Genomic DNA, 16,361 nt, shown 5'->3' on the forward strand with positions numbered 1-16,361 from the left:
CCCTGCGCCGGGGCAGGACCGCGGCAAACCGCATACAAAGTCGGCCGAGAGGGGCGGTGCTGCGCGTCAGAGGAACAGGCGGCGTCAGACGAACACGTGGATGATCCAGAAGCTGACTGCCGCGACCAGACCTGCCCCGGGGAACGTCAGGATCCAGGCACCGACGATGTTCCCGGCGACTCCCCAGCGCACGGCCGAAAGTCGCTTCGTCGCGCCGACCCCCATGATGGCCGACGTGATGGTGTGCGTCGTCGAGATCGGGGCGCCGAACGCCATGCCCGCGACGTAGAGGATCGAGGCTGCCGTCGTCTCCGCGGCGAAGCCCTGGGGCGGGTCCAGGTGGATGATCCGCCGCCCGAGGGTGCGCATAATGCGCCAGCCGCCGGCATAGGTCCCGAGGCTGATGACGATGGCGCTCATGACGAGCACCCACAGCGGGACGCCCTTGCCGTTGTAGTGGCCCCCCACCGTCAGGGCGAGGACGACGACCCCAGCTGTCTTCGAGGCGTCCTGCAGCCCGTGGCCGAACGCCATGGCCGCGGCCGACGCCGTCTGGGCATAGCGGAAGCCGCGTGACACCTTGCCGGGCTGGGACCCCCGGAACAGCCACAGGATGGCGGTCATGACGAGGTAGCCGAGGATGACGCCGACCAGCGGCGACGCCACCATCGGAACGACCACCTTCTCCAGGATGCCGTGCCACTTCACCGTGGCACCCGCAGCCAGCGCCGCACCCCCGAGCCCACCGATGAGGGCATGCGAGGACGACGACGGAAGGCCATACCACCAGGTCAGCAGGTTCCAGCCGATCGCGCCGATCAGCGCGGCAGCGCAGATGACCAGCCCCTCGCTCCCCTGCGGGGCCTCGATGATGCCCTTGCCGACGGTGTCCGCGATCTTCTTGCCGAAGAAGGCGCCGAAGAGGTTGGCGACCGCGGCCATGGCGAGCGCGACCCTGGGAGTGAGCGCACGCGTGGAGACGGACGTGGCGATCGCGTTGGCCGCGTCGTGGAAGCCGTTGGTGTAGTTGAACCCCATCGCCAGGGCGATGACGATCCCGATCGGAAGCAGGTCCATGGGAGAGCTCAGGACTCCTTGACCGCGATGCTCTCGACCTTGTGCGCCACGTTCTCGAAGGCGTCCGCGGCGGCCTCGAGCTCCTCGATGACCTCCTTGAGCTTCATCACGGTGATGGCGTCACTGCCGAAGTCACCGTTGAAGAGACCAGCCAGCAGGCGGCGGTAGACCTGGTCCGCCTGGTTCTCGAGCCGGTTGATCTCGATCCAGTACTCGGACAGGTCCTTCATCGACCGCAGCCGCGGCATGGCTTCGGCCGTGAGCTCCGACATCCGGGAGAGCACCTCCACCTGGTCCGAGATGCCGGCCGGAAGGTCACCGATGCGGTAGAGGACGATCAGGTCGACCGTCGCGTCCATGAGGTCCATGCAGTCGTCGAGGGCCGACGCCAGACCATGGATGTCCTCACGGTCGAAAGGTGTGATGAACGAGCTGTTCACCTTCCGGATGATCGCGTGGGTAGCCTCGTCAGCGTTGTGCTCGATCTCCCGCATTCGCGTGGCGACAGCCTCGCGCTCGGAGTTCGCGACGCCGAGGATGGTGGTCAGCTCCCGGGAGCCATCCACCAGGTAGGAAGCAGACTTGGCGAACAGGTCGTAGAAGCTGTTCTCCTGCGGGGTGAGGCGGAAGCCCACGGTTCTCTCCGGTCATGCGGGGGGATGGCCGTGGATGATGCTACGGCCAAGCGCGGTCAGGAGCGCAACTCGGCCGGGGACCAGTTCAGGCGTTCTGCCGGGTCCAGGCTTTGAGGGGGTGTCCTGCCGGCTCGCCGGTCGTGATCGGGTGGCCGCGCCGGATCCCCAGGGCCCGGTCGATCTCCTCCTCGGTCAGCTGTCGCTCGCTCGCAGAGGCAGCCACGACCAGGTCGCCCACCAGCTCGATCTCGTGCTGGAGCGCGTCGTCGGTGAGCTCTGCACCGCCGTGCGGGTCCGTGGTCATGGGAAAACGCTAACGGAGGTTCACAGGAACCCGACATCAAGTTTGCTATCTCTTGACCAGTGGACGGTTCGAACCACCCATTCGGGTCATGGACGGACTATCCGGACTAGTCACAAAGGCCTATGCCACATAGTGGTCGCATGCCGTCCCCAGAAGACGCGCCCGCCGTTCCGGAGAGCGGCGACGTGCAGGACCGTGGCTCCTTCAGCCACGGGGTATGCCGCTGGTGCGGCTGGCGGGGACCAGGTCGCCGCTCGCGGCATGTCTCACGCCAGGACGCGCTCACCCATCAGCTGGGCTGCCCCTCCCGGCCCGTGGACTGACGGAAGTCTTCGCGCGTCGGGCCGGGAGCGCCTCACGGCGCGTGGCCGCTCGTAGCGGCTTCAGTTGGGACCCGGGGCTACCGCGGCCCGACGCACAGTTGACTCTAACTCGCCGAACCCCCTGAGTGTTCCCCGTTCCCCATGCGAGTGTCAGATGAGCTCGCCGGCGATCTCAGATCAGCTCGCCCGAATGCCACAGGGCAGCGCTGGCTTCGAGGTCACCGGCGGTGGACAGCATGGAGGCCGCGCGTGCCGTCTGCCTCCCCGCAGCCTCCCGGTCCTGGACATCGGTCGTGTGCGCTCGGTCCGCGCGCCCGGCGGCGACCACCCGACAGAACGCCGCCGCGCGTTGCAGGGCTACCGACAGGTCGCCCTCGAAGACGCCCCGAAGGATGGCGTCGGTGAGAGCGCGCAGCTCGTCGGGCCCAGGGGGCTCGGCGACGCCCGCGACAGCATGGTTGACGTCGGTGAAGCGGACCCCGGCGGAGTAGTCGGCGCTGGCCTCGGCCGGGTCGCTCTGCACCCACTCGCGGAGGGCATACAGCCGCCACAGCGCGCCGGGCAGACTCCGCGCCGGCCGGTCGGCCCATAGCTCCGCCACCGTCGACAGCCCGAGCTCGTCGACCAGGGAGACCAGCCTCGCGGTGAGCTGGGGGTCGTCGGAGGCCCGGCCCGTGCCGACCAGCACTGCCGCCGTCTCGTGGGCGATCTCGGTGACCTCGGCCGGGTCAGGGACCGTGCCACCCTGCGACTCCATCGCCGCCGGGCTGAAGAACGCCGGCCGCCGGGGGCCCGGCCGACCACTGGGCTCGTTTCTCATCGCCCCAAGTCTCGCACCGACGAGGGCCGACACAAGTGCGTGGCGACCTGCGGTGGTCGGCTACGGAGTTCGGGGGTAGGCATGGGGAGTGGCTGACAGAGGGCTGGACCGCTACCGCAGCATGCGCGACCCTTCGCGGACACCCGAACCGGTGCCGCCTCCCGGACCGCTCCCCGTGGGGCACGACACCACGTTCGTGATCCAGGAGCACCACGCGACTGCCCTGCACTGGGACTTCCGGCTGGAGCGGGACGGAGTGCTCGTGTCGTGGGCCGTGCCGAAGGGCCTGCCCCTGGACCCGAGGTCGAACCGTCTCGCCGTTCCGACCGAGGACCACCCGATCGAGTATGCGGACTTCGAGGGTGACATCTCCGAGGGCGAGTACGGCGGAGGACGGGTGCGGGTCTGGGACCGCGGCACGTACGAGACGGAGAAGTGGACCGACCGCGAGGTGAAGGTCGTGCTGCACGGCTCGCGGGTCGAGGGCCGCTACGTGCTGTTCAAGACCGGTGGACGAGCCTGGATGATGCATCGCATGAGCCCGCCGCCGCAGGACTACGAACCTCTTCCCGAGCGCATCGCCCCGATGATGGCGACCCTTCGCGAGGAGCTTCCTCCGGACGACGACCGCTGGGGCTACGAGATGAAGTGGGACGGCGTGAGGGCGGTCGTCTACGTCGAAGGTGGGCGCCCGAAGGCTATGTCCCGCAACGACATCGACGTGACTGCCACCTACCCGGAGCTGCGCGCCATGGCGGAGTCGATGGGCTCCACGCAGGCGGTCCTGGATGGCGAGCTGGTCGCCCTCGACGCGGCAGGGCGCCCCAGCTTCGAACGGCTTCAGCCGCGGATGCACGTGGTCGGGGAGGCCGCGGTGCGGCGGCTGACGAAGTCGGTGCCGGTCACGTTCTTCGTATTCGACGTGCTGCACCTCGACGGTCGGTCCACCCTGTCCTTGACGTACGCCGAACGGCGAGTGCTCTTGGAGTCCCTGCAACTCGACGGTCCGACCTGGAGGACTCCCCCCGCCTGGTTCGGGCAGGGCGCGGCCGTTCTGGCGGCTGCGGTGGAGCAGGGGCTCGAAGGCGTGGTGGCCAAGAGACTCGACTCGCCGTACAAGCCGGGGCGCCGCGCCGAGACGTGGCTCAAGGTGAAGAACCTGCGCACCCAGGAGGTGGTCGTCGGCGGGTGGAAGCCCGGGGAGGGGCGCCGGGAGGGCACCATCGGGTCCCTGCTGCTCGGCATACCGGGTGATGGTGGCCTGACGTATGCCGGCAAGGTGGGCACCGGGTTCACGCAGACGTCCCTGGTGGACCTCCAGCACCGGCTGACGCCGCTGGAGGTGGCGTCGTCACCGTTCACGACGACAGTGCCGGCGGCCGACGCCCGGCTGGCCCACTGGGTGCGACCGGAGGTCGTGGGCGAGGTCCGTTTCGCCGAGTGGACGCGGGACGGCCGGCTACGTCACCCGGCCTGGCGAGGGCTGCGACCCGACAAGGCGCCCGGGGACGTGGCGCGCGAGACATGAAGAGAGCCCTGGAACGGCGCCGACTCGGGCGAGGTCGCTGAGTCGCACAGCAGCGCGTCCGTGCCTGTGCCGGCGCCATGCTGAGCCGGGTATCCTCGCCGCACGTAGGGGTCCTCCACGGTGCGCATGCTCATCGAGCCGTGACCGCGCTTTCCCTACCGGGCCTCTAGCTCAACGGCAGAGCTGCGGACTTTTAATCCGTAGGTTGTCGGTTCGAATCCGACGGGGCCCACTCATGTTTCTGCAGGTCAGAGCGCGACGGCGCCATGGAGCAGGGCCGGAAGCGCGCTAGCCAGGGGAGCGTGGTAACCGTTTGGTAACCCGCATACCGGCAACAACACTCTTGCCGAAGGGGGCCGCGACGAGAGACTCCGATTGATAATCGGAAGGTCGGCAGTTCGACCCCGCCCCTGGCCACCACCCGGAGCCGCAGGTCGCAACAACGCTGGTCTGCGGCTTTGTGCATCCAGAAGTCCCGTCGAGCGGCCGGCTGAATACCGTGACTCACCCTTCCAGAATGCCGCGTGGTTATACGCGGAGGGCGGGAGCCTGCCGACGAGCAGGTCCAGGTCCTCCCAGCTCAGAGTGACCGAGTCGGTGACAGTGGTGAGCAGGGCTCGCAGCGGTCTCCAGTCGGCCATGGGCAAGTCTGTCCCAGTTGTCCGACAGAACTCCGGAATACGGGCAAGAACCTCCACTACGCTCCGCCATACCCAGCAAGAACCGGTTTCGCTACCTGGAAGGCCACGTCGCCATGCCCGAGCCTTGGCTGTCTGCCGACGACATCGCCGTCCACCTCGGCGTCACGAAGGACACGGTCTATTCGTGGATCTCCGACAAGGCGATGCCGGCCCACAAGGTGGGGCGCCTCTGGAAGTTCCAGGCGAGCGAGGTCGATGCCTGGGTCCGGAGCGGAGGCGCCGCGGTCGTCGATGACGCACACCCGCCGGGCTGATGAGCTCCGTCCGGCGGTTCTGTCGGACGGCCAGGATATCCTGATCAACTTTGTTCAAGGCAGAGGGGAGGCACACACCATGACCGCAGCCGCGCGCTATGCGCTGTCGTTCACCAGCGGTGCCCTTCTTGTGCGTGAAGCCCTGGTGGCCGCACCGCTCTACCTGAGAGTCCAGGACTGGGCGAAGGTCCGTGAACTGATCGAGGAGGACAACCTCCTCCAAGCCCGCACGCGCTCGTCGGGCTTCCGGCTCGCCCGTGAGGTCGCTCAGCGGCTTTCCGTGCTCACTGATGGCGAGCTCGAACTGCTCCTCGACGCCACGCCGACCGAGCGTGGCTACCTGATGTGGGCCGCCGCCTGCCGCCGTTACGACCTCATCGGCGAGTTCGCCGAAGAGGTTGTACGCGAGCGGTACCTCGTTCTGGCCCAAGCGCTCGGCCACGACGACTTCGACAGTTTCATCCGGGGCAAGGCGCTCTGGCATGAAGAAGTGGCCAACCTAAAGGACACGACCTTGCGCAAGCTCCGCTCCACCGTCTTCCGCATGCTTATGGAGGCGGGCCTGATCGCGGACGACGGCCGCCTCAATCAGGCCGTCCTGTCCGCGCGGCTCAAGGACGCCCTGTCCGACGACCTCCACTTCTTTCCGACAGGCGGCACCGCATGACGAGTGCCGCCGATCTCCACAAGCAGGAGGAGCACCTGTTCGCTGTCCTCAGCGGGAAGCGCTTCCTCCGGATGGAGGGCCTGAGCAACGAGGTCCCGTTCTTCATCTACCCCTACCCACCAGAGGCGTCACTCGCGGTGGCGCAGGTGAAGAAGCGCATCAAAAGCAAGCTCTCCACGAAGCACGGCATCACCGTGCGCGAGGTCAACCTCTACGACCTGGCCGTCGAGATCCTCAAGGAGCGCGGCGTCTGGGAGCGGATCCTCCAGGCGGAGCCAGACCTGGAGAAGGACGACTTTCGCGAGATGCTCCAAGGGATGCTGGACCCGCAGCTCCACATCGCGCCGGCGATCCGCGCCAAGATCGAGGACGGCGAGTTCGACATCTTCTTCCTCTCCGGTATCGGTGAGGTCTTCCCGTACATCCGGTCCCACAACGTGCTCAACAACCTTCAGAGCGTCGTGACCGGCAAGCCCATGCTCATGTTCTTCCCCGGCCGCTATGAGCAGTCCGACACCCTCGGCTCGTCTCTCGTGCTCTTCGGGCGCTTGAAGGACGACCAGTACTACCGAGCCAAGAACATCTTGGAACAGGAAGCGTGACGCGATGCAGCTGAACGAAATCTTCGCCAAGGACGTCCAGCGCCCGATCGAGGGCGTCATCAAGGCGGACGACGTCGCACACCTTGGCACCGAGGTTGAGGAGTACGTCCTCACCAACGAAGCCGCCAAGGGCCTCGAGCTTCTTCTTGAGGCCTACACGAACTACACCAACGCCAACGGTGTCTGGATCTCGGGATTCTTCGGCTCCGGTAAGTCGCACCTGCTCAAGATGCTGGCGCACCTCCTCGGGGACGTCGAGGGTCAGGAGTTCGACCGTGCACAGGTCTCCGAGAGCTTCCGGTCCAAGGCGACGGGGGCATTCCTGCCCGCCCTCCTGACCAAGGCTGAGCGCATCCCAGCAACGAGCCTCCTGTTCAACATCGACCAGAAGGCAACGCTGATCACCAAGGACCAGACCGATGCCTTGCTCAAGGTTTTCGTAAAGGTTTTCGACGAGAGCCGGGGCTACTACGGCAACCAGGGACATGTCGCGCGCTTTGAGCGCGACCTCGATACGCGGGGCCAGTACGAGGCGTTCAAGGAGGCGTTCGAGCGCATCGCTGGCATTCCGTGGTCGCAGGGTCGCGAGCAAAGTGCCCTGGAGGGCGCGAACATCGACGCCGCCTTCGCTGAGGTCAACGGCGAGGCGGCTACCGGCATCATCAAGCAGTACCAGGCGTCGTATGCCGTCTCGATTGAAGACTTCGCCGACGGGGTCAAGGCGTGGCTCGACAAGCAGCCTCACGGCTACCGCCTCAATTTCTACGTCGACGAGGTCGGCCAGTTCATCGGCTCCAACACCCACCTAATGCTGAACCTCCAGACCATCGCGGAGAGCCTCAACACGAAGTGCGGCGGGCGCGCCTGGGTGATGGTCACCTCGCAGGAGGACATGGACAAGGTCGTCGGCGACCGCACCCGGCAGCAGGGAAACGACTTCTCCAAGATCCAGGCGCGCTTCAAGACCCGCGTAAAGCTCACCAGCGCGGACGTCGAGGAAGTCATCCGGAAGCGACTGCTCGATAAGAACAGCAAAGGTCAGACCGCGCTCGAGGGGATCTACGCCGTCCAGTCGGCCAACTTCAAGACGCTTTTCGACTTCGTCGATGGCGCGAAGACCTACCGCAACTTCACCGACGAGAGCCACTTCGTTGGCACTTACCCCTTTGTCAGCTACCAGTTCCCGCTGTTTCAGGCGGCGATCGAGGGCATCTCTGACCACAACGTCTTCGAGGGACGCAACAGCTCGGTCGGTGAGCGGTCGATGCTCGGTGTCGTCCAGCAGGTTGCCAAGGACATCGGCGACGTTGAGGTCGGCACGTTGGCCACCTTCGACCACATGTTCGCCGGCATCCGAGCCTCGCTGAAGTCCGCGGCGCAGCGTTCCATCGACGTCGCGGAGCGCAACCTGGACAACCAGCTCGCCATCCGGCTCCTCAAGGCACTGTTCCTCGTGAAGTACGTCGACAGTTTTCAGGCCACCCCACGCAACCTGACTGTGCTCGTTTACGACCGGTTCGGCCTCGACTTGCCCGCGCTCGCCGAGGACGTCAAGGGGGCGCTTGCCGAGCTGGAGCGGCAGACATACATCCAGCGCAACGGCAACGTCTACGAGTACCTGACCAACGAAGAGCAAGTGATCGAGGAGGAGATCAAGAACGTCGACATCGACGCCTCCGAGGTCAGCGCCCAGCTCTTCAAGATCCTGTCCGGCGACGTGGTCAAGACGAACAGGATCCGGTACGCCAAGAACGGTCAGGACTTCCCGTTCGGCTTTAAGCTCGATGACCAGGTCCACGGCCCCCAGCGCGAACTCTCGGTCCACTTCATCACCCCGGAGTACCCGTACGAGGCGGCGCAGATCCGGATGCATAGCGCGGGCAAGGACGAACTCCGGGTCATCCTCGACCCGGACGATCGTGTGCTTTCGGATCTTCGTCTGCTGCTGAAGACCGACAAGTACACCAAGCGGAAGCGGATCTCTTCGCTCTCAGCGATTGAGGAGCAGATCCTTCAGTCGAAGGCCACGCTGAATCGCGAGCGTGAGAAGCAACTGGTGCAGCGGATCCGGAGCGCGGTGGGCAAGGCCTCTCTAGTCATCAACGCGGCCGATGTTCCCGCGTCCTCGCAGGATGCAGTCGGCCGTGTGACCGAGGGGTTCCAGGAACTCATCAGTCGCAGCTACACCCAACTCAGGTTGCTGGGTGGCGTCACCTACACCGAGCAGCAGGTGGCGGGTGCTGCCAGTCCGGACAGCGGCCTGTTCGACGCCGACGCGCTGCTCAAGACCAGCCAGCCCGCCGAGGAGGTCTTGTCGACAATCCTTCGCAAGGACGGTCAGGGCGAGCAGGTGACGATGAAGGCCATCGTCGACACCTTCCAGGCGAAGCCCTACGGCTGGGATCTCGGGTCGATCGAGGTCATCGTGGCTTCGCTGATCGGTGCATCGAAGATCACCGTGACAGTCGATGGCAACGTCCTCAAGCGCAGCGAGGTCGCAAACGCGCTACGCAACACACAGAAGCACGGTCACGAGATCCTCGCGCCGCAGAAGACGTTCGATGAGCGCAAGGTCGCCAACTTCCGCAAGTTTTGCACCGACTTCTTCGACGAGGGCAACGCGCCGAAGGACCCGTTGGAGCTCGCCCGCCACGGGGCAGACAAGCTGAGAGGCAAGCTCGATGAGCTGAAGGCGACAATCAGTGGTTCGAAGTACCCGTTCGTCGAGCAGCTCGGCGCGCCCATCGCGCTCCTGGAACAGGTCATGGGCAAGCCCGACCACTGGTACCTCACTGGCTTCGACCTCGGTGACGACCTGCTGGAAGCCAAGGAGAACCTGATCGACCCCATCCAGTCGTTCCTGCACGGAGCGCAGAGGTCAATCTACGACGAGGCGGCGACACTCCTTTCGACGCACGGCAGCAACCTGAGCTACCTGCCGCCGGGCAGCGACGAGCCGATCAAGAGCGCTCTCGCGGACCCAAATGCGTTCCGGGGCAATAGGATGGCCCAGCTCAAGCAGGCAACCGATCACCTTCGCAGCCAAATTGACGACATGGTTGCCACGAACCGAGCGGCGATTACAGCAGCCATCGAGGGGCGCAGGAACGAGCTGCTTGGCGGGACCTACTACGCCAACGCAACGCCAGAGGCGCAGCAGCGAGTGAGGCAACGCATCGACAAGACACTCTCCCGTGTCGCCACCGAGAGCCAGGTTGCGCTCATCCTCCAGATCGGCGCGAACTTCGAGGCGAGTGACTACCCAAGCCTGCTGGACCTGCTCGCTGCCTCGCCCATGGAGCCGGACCCCGAGCCCACACCCCAGAAGCAGACGGTGTCCGTGAAGACGATCGCAGTTTCGGGCACTTCAGGCATTCTCGAGTCCGAGGCGGACGTCGACAAGTACCTCGCCGCTCTCCGTGGCGCGCTCATCGAGACCCTCAACGACGGAAAGCGAATCACCCTCTGATGGAAACCGCTCGGCTGAAGAACTTCGCGACCTGGGCTCGCAAGGAACTCATCCGCGAGGTCACCGCGCGCATCGCCGCGGTGCTGGCGCCCGGATCGTCAGAGCGAGTGGAGCAGGCGAAGGCGGTTGCCGCCTTGGAGAAGGCAGTCACGGCTGCCGGCGGCGGAGACAAGGGCCGCGCTGCGGTGGCGGACAAAGTCGCCTACACCTGGTTCAACCGGATCATCGCGCTCCGCTTCATGGACGCCAACGGCTACACCGGGATCGGCGTTGTCTCGCCACAGGCAGCAGTGGTGGTGGGCCAGCCCGAGATCCTAGCCGAGGCAAAGCGCGGTGTCATCGACGCCCCCGTTGTCAGGGACGCGACGCGCGGGGCCGTTGCCGGCTTGCTGGACGGGACCCGTGCGAGTGGTGATCCACAAGGCGAGGCTTACGCGCTGCTCTTGGAGGCGTACTGCAACCATTGGCACAAGGCCATGCCATTCATGTTCGAACGCGAGGGTGACTTCACCGAGCTGCTTGTCCCAGCGAACCTGCTCGCTGACGACTCAGTGCTCAACCGGTCCGTCAAGGTGCTGAGCGAGGACGTCTGCAAGGACGTCGAGGTCATCGGCTGGCTCTACCAGTTCTATGTCTCGGACCGGAAGGACGAGGTCTTCGCTGGGTTCAAGAAGAACAAGAAGGCCGGCGCCGACGAGCTCCCGGCCGCCACCCAACTCTTCACTCCACATTGGATCGTCCGCTACCTCGTCGAGAACTCCCTAGGCCGACTTTGGATGCTCAACCGCCCGAATTCGGGCTTGGTCTCGCAGATGGAGTACTACATCGCCCCGGTCCAAGACGAGACCGACTTCCTCAAGATCACGAGGCCCGAAGAGCTGAGGGTCATCGACCCCGCTTGCGGGTCGGGCCACATGCTGACCTACGCCTTCGACCTGCTCTTCGCGATCTACGAAGAGGAGGGCTACAGCCCCGCGGAGATCCCGAGCCTGATTCTTGCCAACAACCTGTACGGCACTGAGATCGATCCGCGCGCGGGGGCGCTTGCCGCATTTGCGCTCACGATGAAGGCCGCCGCCAAGCGCAAGCTCTTCCTCAAAAACGCCGCCGGGCCGAACGTCTGCGTGATCGAGCCGATCTCCTTTGGCCCCGACGAACTCGCCTTCCTGGTCACCAAGGACGGTGACAAGCACGCCGAGGAGGCGTTCTGGAACCAGTTCGCCGAGGCAGACACGCTAGGCGCTCTCATCGGCCCGGACGGCGAACTATGTTCTCGCCTAGCGCGTCATCTTGAGTCCATGCGTGGCGCGCAGGACCTCATAACTACGGTCACGCTTGGGTCAGCTGAGCGAGTGATCGACCAAGCTACATACCTTACACGTCGCTACTCAGTCTTGGTCGCGAATCCGCCATACATGGGAGCCGGAAATGTGAACAGTGGGGTCTCCCAAGAACTAAAGCGGCGCTTCGCTGGCTTTCATGGGGATCTGTTTTCCAGTTTCATCGCACGGTCGGCGACTCTTGTCATGCAGGGCGGGCGCGTCGGGATGATGACCCCCAATGTGTGGCTGTACATCGCAACGCAGGTGTCGGTGCGTAGGCTGATGATGGGGAAGTTCCCGCTTCGGACTCTGGTTGAGTTGCCACTGGGCGGCTTCAAGGGAGCAACGGTCCAGGTCTGCGCGTTTGTCTGTGGCGTCGGGACGGCCGCTCGCAACGTCGATTTCGTCCGGTTGGCGAAGGAGCCGGGTAATGAGGAATTGCTTAGAGGCCTGCTGGCCCAAGCCCTGCGAAATCGAGATAATGATTGCCGATACTTCGAGCGCGATCTGACGCAATTTGATCATCTGCCGAACAATGCATTCGCCTACTGGTTGACGGAGGGAATGCTCCGCGCCTTCAGGAAGGGCCGTACCGTCGCTGAAATTGCGGAGCCTCGCGTCGGGCTACAGACCAACGACAACGGGCGGTTCATTCGGTACTGGCACGAGGTGTCCGCAGAGAAGATTGGTCGGGGGCTGTCGCGTCCCGAAGCAGCCGCCTCTTCGTTCAAATGGTTCCCATACAACAAGGGTGGCGACTACAGGAAGTGGTACGGGAATCAGGACTTCGTCGTCAACTGGGAACGCGACGGCGCGGAGATCATCGAATTAGCCGCAGCCAAGTACGGTAGCGCTACCCGAACAGTGAAGAACCTCAGGTACTACTTCGAGCCTTCAGTTTCCTGGTCTAAGATCGGGACTGGGATGCCAGCGTTCCGCTACTTTCCCAAGGGGTTCATCTTCGATCACGCTGGAACATCTGCGTTTAGTAGTGCGAGCGAACTCGTGAAGTTGGCCGGAATATGTAACTCCAACGTCGCACGTCAGATGCTCGCAGCGACGTCTCCGACTCTCAACCTCGAGGTTGGAACGTTAGCGCAACTTCCCGTCGTGGATCTGTCAGCACGGAGTTCGGAGATTGTCAAAGACCTCATTGAGCTTCACCGTGACGACTGGAATCGATCCGAAACTGCTTCCGACTTTTCTCGTCTTGATCTGCTCTGCGCCGGCGAGAAGTCGGTCGCACTAGCCGTCGCTGACGCACTCAAGTGCGGCGAATCGTGTGCGGAGCATGCACGCACACTCGAGATCGAGCTCAACGCCGAAGTAGCCCGCCTCTACGGGATCGATGCTGAGGTGGAATCCGATGTCCCGCTCAACCGCGTGACTCTTGATGGGAATCCGGCATTCAAATACGGCATCGGGGTCAGTCCTGCGGACGCGACGCGCCGGTTTGGGGAGGACCGCGTCCTTGACCTCGTCTCATATGCAGTCGGCTGCATGTTCGGTCGCTTCAGCCTCGACCAAGCGGGCTTGATCCTCGCTGATGAGGGCGGGACGGTGCAGGACTACTTGGGGAAGGTTCCCTCGCCAACATTCATGCCGGATGTGGACAATGTCATCCCAATCATGGACGGTGACTGGTTCGAGGACGACATCGTCGAGCGGTTCCGCAAGTTCCTGCGCGCCGCGTTCGGTGAGCAGCACTTTGAGGAGAATCTGCGCTTCGCTACCGAGTCGCTCGGCGTCAAGAACCTTCGCGACTACTTCGTAAAGTCGTTCTACAAGGACCATGTGCAGCGATACAAGAAGCGTCCGATCTACTGGCTCTTCTCAAGCCCGAAGGGCTCATTCAACGCCCTGATCTATATGCACCGGTACACGCCATCGACCGTTTCGACCGTGCTCAATGAGTACCTTCGCGAGTTCCAGGCCAAGCTCAAGGCGAGCCTTGAAAACGCCGAACGTTCGAGTAATGCGAAGGAAGCCGATGGGCTCCGCAAGATCCTGCTGGAGCTCGATGAGTATGAGCACGACGTGCTCTACCCCCTGGCCTCCCGGAACGTCGCCATCGATCTCGACCACGGTGTGAAGGTCAACTATCCGAAGTTCGGCAGCGCTCTCAAGAACATTGTGGGCTTGGAGGCGACTTCATGAGCGAAGTATCGGCTGTCCGTCCGCACCTGGAGCGCCGATTCGCGGACCAACGAGTCGTGTTCTGGCACGACCCTCTAGGTCAGTACGCCGCCGACCTCGACGGCCTCGACTTGGCGGGCGTCACGACCCTGCGTGTCGCCAATGACGAGTACGGCATCAAGCACCGGTTGCTCCAGAAGCAGCCTGACGACAAGTTCCTGGTCTACCGCACCGGTCAGCCACCCGTCGGCACCCGCAACTGGCTCCTCGATCTCGAGCTGGCCTACGGCGTATTCACCGCCGACCGAAGCTCGCTTGTGTCGCAGGACCTCGGGCTGAGGGCAGACGGCATCGACGAAGTCGTGCAGGCTCACGAGAAGTTCTTCAACGCGAGCAAGCGCGTCCAGAGCCTCAAGGCACTGTTGACACCTGACGATGACGCAGCCCGGCTTCGAGCCAAGATGTCCGCCGTTGTGCTCGGTCAGAAGGAGCACAGTCTTCTTGAGATCACCCGGACACTGTTCATCGAAAACGGCAAGGGCGGGCGCACCAAGTACGACGCGCTCGTCGACTATGGCGTGGAGGATTTCTACTGGCGAGGCGTCGCGTCGATCTATGGCTACGAGGCGACCTCACCGGGCATTGACGACTTCATTCTCTGGATCTTCCGCAAGGCCATCGATGGCTTTAGGTCCGACCGCCCCGGCGGACTCCAGAACATCCAGCTGGACTTTGCGAGCTTCCGCAACGACCGGCGCAGCCAGCAGGCACTCGCGATCCTGGCGAGGCGGGCGTCCGCCGACCTCGACTACAAGGCAAGTATCGAAGAGGCCGGATTCCGCGAGCTGGTAGCCGTCGACCTGTTCGAGGAGACCGATCGCAAGATCATCGCGGACCTCGCGCGGGCTGTCACGGAACAGGCGGTGACGGCCCGTGAGGTAGCCGAAGTGGTCCGTGCCCGCCAGAGCAGCGTATGGATCGACGGCTATCGCCCGCTCTATACGGCCATCGCAGCGGCAGCAGACCTGTTGTCGGAGTTGGGCACGATCGACTTCACGTTCTCGACGTTCGACGAGGCGTTGGAGCGTTACCGCAGCGAGTGGTTCCGCATCGACCAGCTCTACCGCCAGTTCACCTACGCCCGCCGAACCTTCGAGGGACCTCACCCACTCGACTCGCTGCGCGAGCAGGTCGAGAAGCGCTACACCAACAAGTTCGTGTACGAGCTCGGCAACGCCTGGCAAAAGCAGGTAGACCAAGCCGAAACCTGGCGCTCCGCCACGGTCAGGTCTCAGAGATCGTTCTATGGCGACTACGTCGAGCAGCTGGTCCGCGAGGACAAGAAGGCTGTCGTCATCGTCTCCGACGCGCTCCGCTACGAGGTCGCCGACGAGTTGCGCTCGCGCATCCGGCAGGAGGACCGATTCGATGCAGAACTCGAGGCTGTTCTGGGGGTGCTGCCCAGCTACACCCAGTTGGGGATGGCCGCCCTCTTGCCGCACCGGACGCTCAAGCATTCGCCGGACGGCAAGACTGTCCTCGCTGACGACCAGCCGACCAACGGGACCGCATTCCGCAAGAAGATCCTGGAGACGGTCGGCGGGACGGCGATCCAGGCCGAGGACTTCAAGGCGCTAAGCCCGGAAGAGCGGCGTGAGCTCTTCAAGAACAACCGCGTCTTGTACGTCTACCACGACGTCATTGACGCCACCGGTGACAAGCAGGGCACCGAGCGCCGCGTGTTCGAGGCGGCTGAGCAGGCGCTGAGCGAGCTGGTCGACCTGGTGAAGAAGGCGGCGAACGCGAACGCGACCAACATCTTCGTGACCGCCGACCATGGCTTCCTGTTCCAAGACGACGAGCTGCCACAGCAGTTCTTCCTGTCTGAGGCGCCCCACGGAGACAAGATCCTGGTCAAGAACAAGCGCTACGTCCTTGGTCACGGACTCAAGCTCGACTACGCGTTCACCACGTTCAGTGGAGTCCAGCTCGAACTCGACAGCGACATCGAAGTGCAGATCCCCAAGTCGATCCACCGACTCCGCCTGCCCGGCGGGGGAACACGATTCGTGCACGGGGGAGCGACCTTGCAGGAGGTCGTCGTCCCGGTGCTCGCGGTCAACAAGAAGCGCAAGAGCGACACCCGGTTGGTCAACGTCAAGGTGCTGCCCGACACCGACAAGATCACCACCGGGCAGCTTGTTGTGAAGTTGTTCCAGTCCGAACCGGTGAGCGACAAGGTCCAGGCGCGCGTGCTGCGAGCTGGCCTCTACGTTGGGGAGACCTTGATCTCCAACGATCCTCAGCCGGAGCTGACCTTTGACTCCGCTTCGGGCGAGCAGCGTGACCGGTACCAGAGCATCCAGCTCCTGCTGAACAAGGATGCCAACGACTACAACAATCGCGCCGTCGAGTTCCGGCTCGAAGAGCGCATCCCCAACACGAACCAGTGGCGCGTCTACGAGAAGGCGATCTACACCCTCAAGCGCTCCTTCACCTCGGACTTCGACTTCTAGGGCGGGC

The 16,361-nt window shown here is 64.1% G+C and carries 12 protein-coding genes and 1 tRNA gene; 8 read left to right on the forward strand and 5 right to left on the reverse strand.

Features of this window, described 5'->3' with window-relative positions; translation table 11 throughout:
* Positions 1–84: 84 nt before the first annotated feature.
* The 4 genes from PHA84_RS04305 to PHA84_RS04320 all read right to left on the reverse strand — a co-directional run bounded on the left by PHA84_RS04305 (position 85) and on the right by PHA84_RS04320 (position 3,159).
* Positions 85–1,077: an inorganic phosphate transporter gene (locus tag PHA84_RS04305; RefSeq protein WP_270886865.1), complete on the reverse strand. Its 993-nt coding sequence runs from the start codon at positions 1,075–1,077 to the stop codon at positions 85–87.
* Positions 1,078–1,085: 8 nt separating this feature from the next.
* Positions 1,086–1,712: a DUF47 domain-containing protein gene (locus PHA84_RS04310; RefSeq protein ID WP_270886866.1), complete on the reverse strand. Its 627-nt coding sequence runs from the start codon at positions 1,710–1,712 to the stop codon at positions 1,086–1,088.
* Between the two features lie 85 nt (positions 1,713–1,797).
* A complete protein-coding gene (locus tag PHA84_RS04315) occupies positions 1,798–2,016 on the reverse strand; it encodes a hypothetical protein (RefSeq protein WP_270886867.1) in 219 nt (72 codons plus the stop codon).
* A 495-nt stretch (positions 2,017–2,511) separates the two neighbouring features.
* Complete coding sequence (locus PHA84_RS04320; protein WP_270886868.1) at positions 2,512–3,159, reverse strand: hypothetical protein; 648 nt, start codon at positions 3,157–3,159, stop codon at positions 2,512–2,514.
* Positions 3,160–3,247: 88 nt separating this feature from the next.
* Between PHA84_RS04320 and ligD the strand changes: the two genes are divergently transcribed.
* Together ligD and PHA84_RS04330 are read left to right on the forward strand one after the other, a co-directional pair.
* A complete protein-coding gene (gene ligD / locus PHA84_RS04325; RefSeq protein ID WP_270886869.1) occupies positions 3,248–4,687 on the forward strand; it encodes a non-homologous end-joining DNA ligase in 1,440 nt (479 codons plus the stop codon).
* Positions 4,688–4,847: 160 nt separating this feature from the next.
* Positions 4,848–4,919: transfer RNA gene (locus PHA84_RS04330), tRNA-Lys, on the forward strand.
* Between the two features lie 16 nt (positions 4,920–4,935).
* Here the strand turns inward: PHA84_RS04330 and PHA84_RS20760 are convergent.
* Entirely contained in the window at positions 4,936–5,328 is a 393-nt protein-coding gene (locus PHA84_RS20760) for a DUF7662 domain-containing protein (RefSeq protein ID WP_442952820.1), read from the reverse strand.
* A gap of 113 nt (positions 5,329–5,441) precedes the next feature.
* Between PHA84_RS20760 and PHA84_RS04335 the strand changes: the two genes are divergently transcribed.
* From PHA84_RS04335 to pglZ, 6 genes are read left to right on the forward strand one after another with little or no spacing between them, the layout of a single operon-like run.
* A complete protein-coding gene (locus tag PHA84_RS04335) occupies positions 5,442–5,642 on the forward strand; it encodes a helix-turn-helix domain-containing protein (protein ID WP_270886870.1) in 201 nt (66 codons plus the stop codon).
* On the forward strand, positions 5,620–6,309 hold the full coding sequence (locus tag PHA84_RS04340) for a DUF1819 family protein (RefSeq protein ID WP_333742208.1): 690 nt from the start codon (positions 5,620–5,622) through the stop codon (positions 6,307–6,309). The genes PHA84_RS04335 and PHA84_RS04340 overlap by 23 nt, the downstream gene beginning before the upstream one ends.
* Positions 6,306–6,911, forward strand: coding sequence for a DUF1788 domain-containing protein (locus tag PHA84_RS04345; protein ID WP_270886871.1), 606 nt, complete (start codon positions 6,306–6,308; stop codon positions 6,909–6,911). The genes PHA84_RS04340 and PHA84_RS04345 overlap by 4 nt, the downstream gene beginning before the upstream one ends.
* A 4-nt stretch (positions 6,912–6,915) precedes the next feature.
* Positions 6,916–10,380: a BREX system P-loop protein BrxC gene (gene brxC / locus PHA84_RS04350; RefSeq protein WP_270886872.1), complete on the forward strand. Its 3,465-nt coding sequence runs from the start codon at positions 6,916–6,918 to the stop codon at positions 10,378–10,380.
* On the forward strand, positions 10,380–13,859 hold the full coding sequence (gene pglX, locus PHA84_RS04355; protein WP_270886873.1) for a BREX-1 system adenine-specific DNA-methyltransferase PglX: 3,480 nt from the start codon (positions 10,380–10,382) through the stop codon (positions 13,857–13,859). The genes brxC and pglX overlap by 1 nt, the downstream gene beginning before the upstream one ends.
* On the forward strand, positions 13,856–16,354 hold the full coding sequence (pglZ, locus tag PHA84_RS04360; protein WP_270886874.1) for a BREX-1 system phosphatase PglZ type A: 2,499 nt from the start codon (positions 13,856–13,858) through the stop codon (positions 16,352–16,354). The genes pglX and pglZ overlap by 4 nt, the downstream gene beginning before the upstream one ends.
* Positions 16,355–16,361: the final 7 nt, after the last annotated feature.

This window comes from Pedococcus sp. 5OH_020 (assembly GCF_027812955.1).
In the GTDB taxonomy this organism is placed as follows: Bacteria; Actinomycetota; Actinomycetes; order Actinomycetales; family Dermatophilaceae; genus Pedococcus.

Excerpts from the sequence above, each read along its gene's own strand:
- PHA84_RS04305 (WP_270886865.1), bottom strand. The coding sequence starts at position 1,077 with ATGGACCTGCTTCCGATCGGGATCGTCATCGCCCTGGCGATGGGGTTC.
- PHA84_RS04315 (WP_270886867.1), bottom strand. The coding sequence starts at position 2,016 with ATGACCACGGACCCGCACGGCGGTGCAGAGCTCACCGACGACGCGCTC.
- PHA84_RS04320 (WP_270886868.1), bottom strand. The coding sequence starts at position 3,159 with ATGAGAAACGAGCCCAGTGGTCGGCCGGGCCCCCGGCGGCCGGCGTTC.
- PHA84_RS20760 (WP_442952820.1), bottom strand. The coding sequence starts at position 5,328 with ATGGCCGACTGGAGACCGCTGCGAGCCCTGCTCACCACTGTCACCGAC.
- PHA84_RS04335 (WP_270886870.1), top strand. The coding sequence starts at position 5,442 with ATGCCCGAGCCTTGGCTGTCTGCCGACGACATCGCCGTCCACCTCGGC.
- PHA84_RS04340 (WP_333742208.1), top strand. The coding sequence starts at position 5,620 with ATGACGCACACCCGCCGGGCTGATGAGCTCCGTCCGGCGGTTCTGTCG.
- PHA84_RS04345 (WP_270886871.1), top strand. The coding sequence starts at position 6,306 with ATGACGAGTGCCGCCGATCTCCACAAGCAGGAGGAGCACCTGTTCGCT.
- brxC (WP_270886872.1), top strand. The coding sequence starts at position 6,916 with ATGCAGCTGAACGAAATCTTCGCCAAGGACGTCCAGCGCCCGATCGAG.
- pglX (WP_270886873.1), top strand. The coding sequence starts at position 10,380 with ATGGAAACCGCTCGGCTGAAGAACTTCGCGACCTGGGCTCGCAAGGAA.
- pglZ (WP_270886874.1), top strand. The coding sequence starts at position 13,856 with ATGAGCGAAGTATCGGCTGTCCGTCCGCACCTGGAGCGCCGATTCGCG.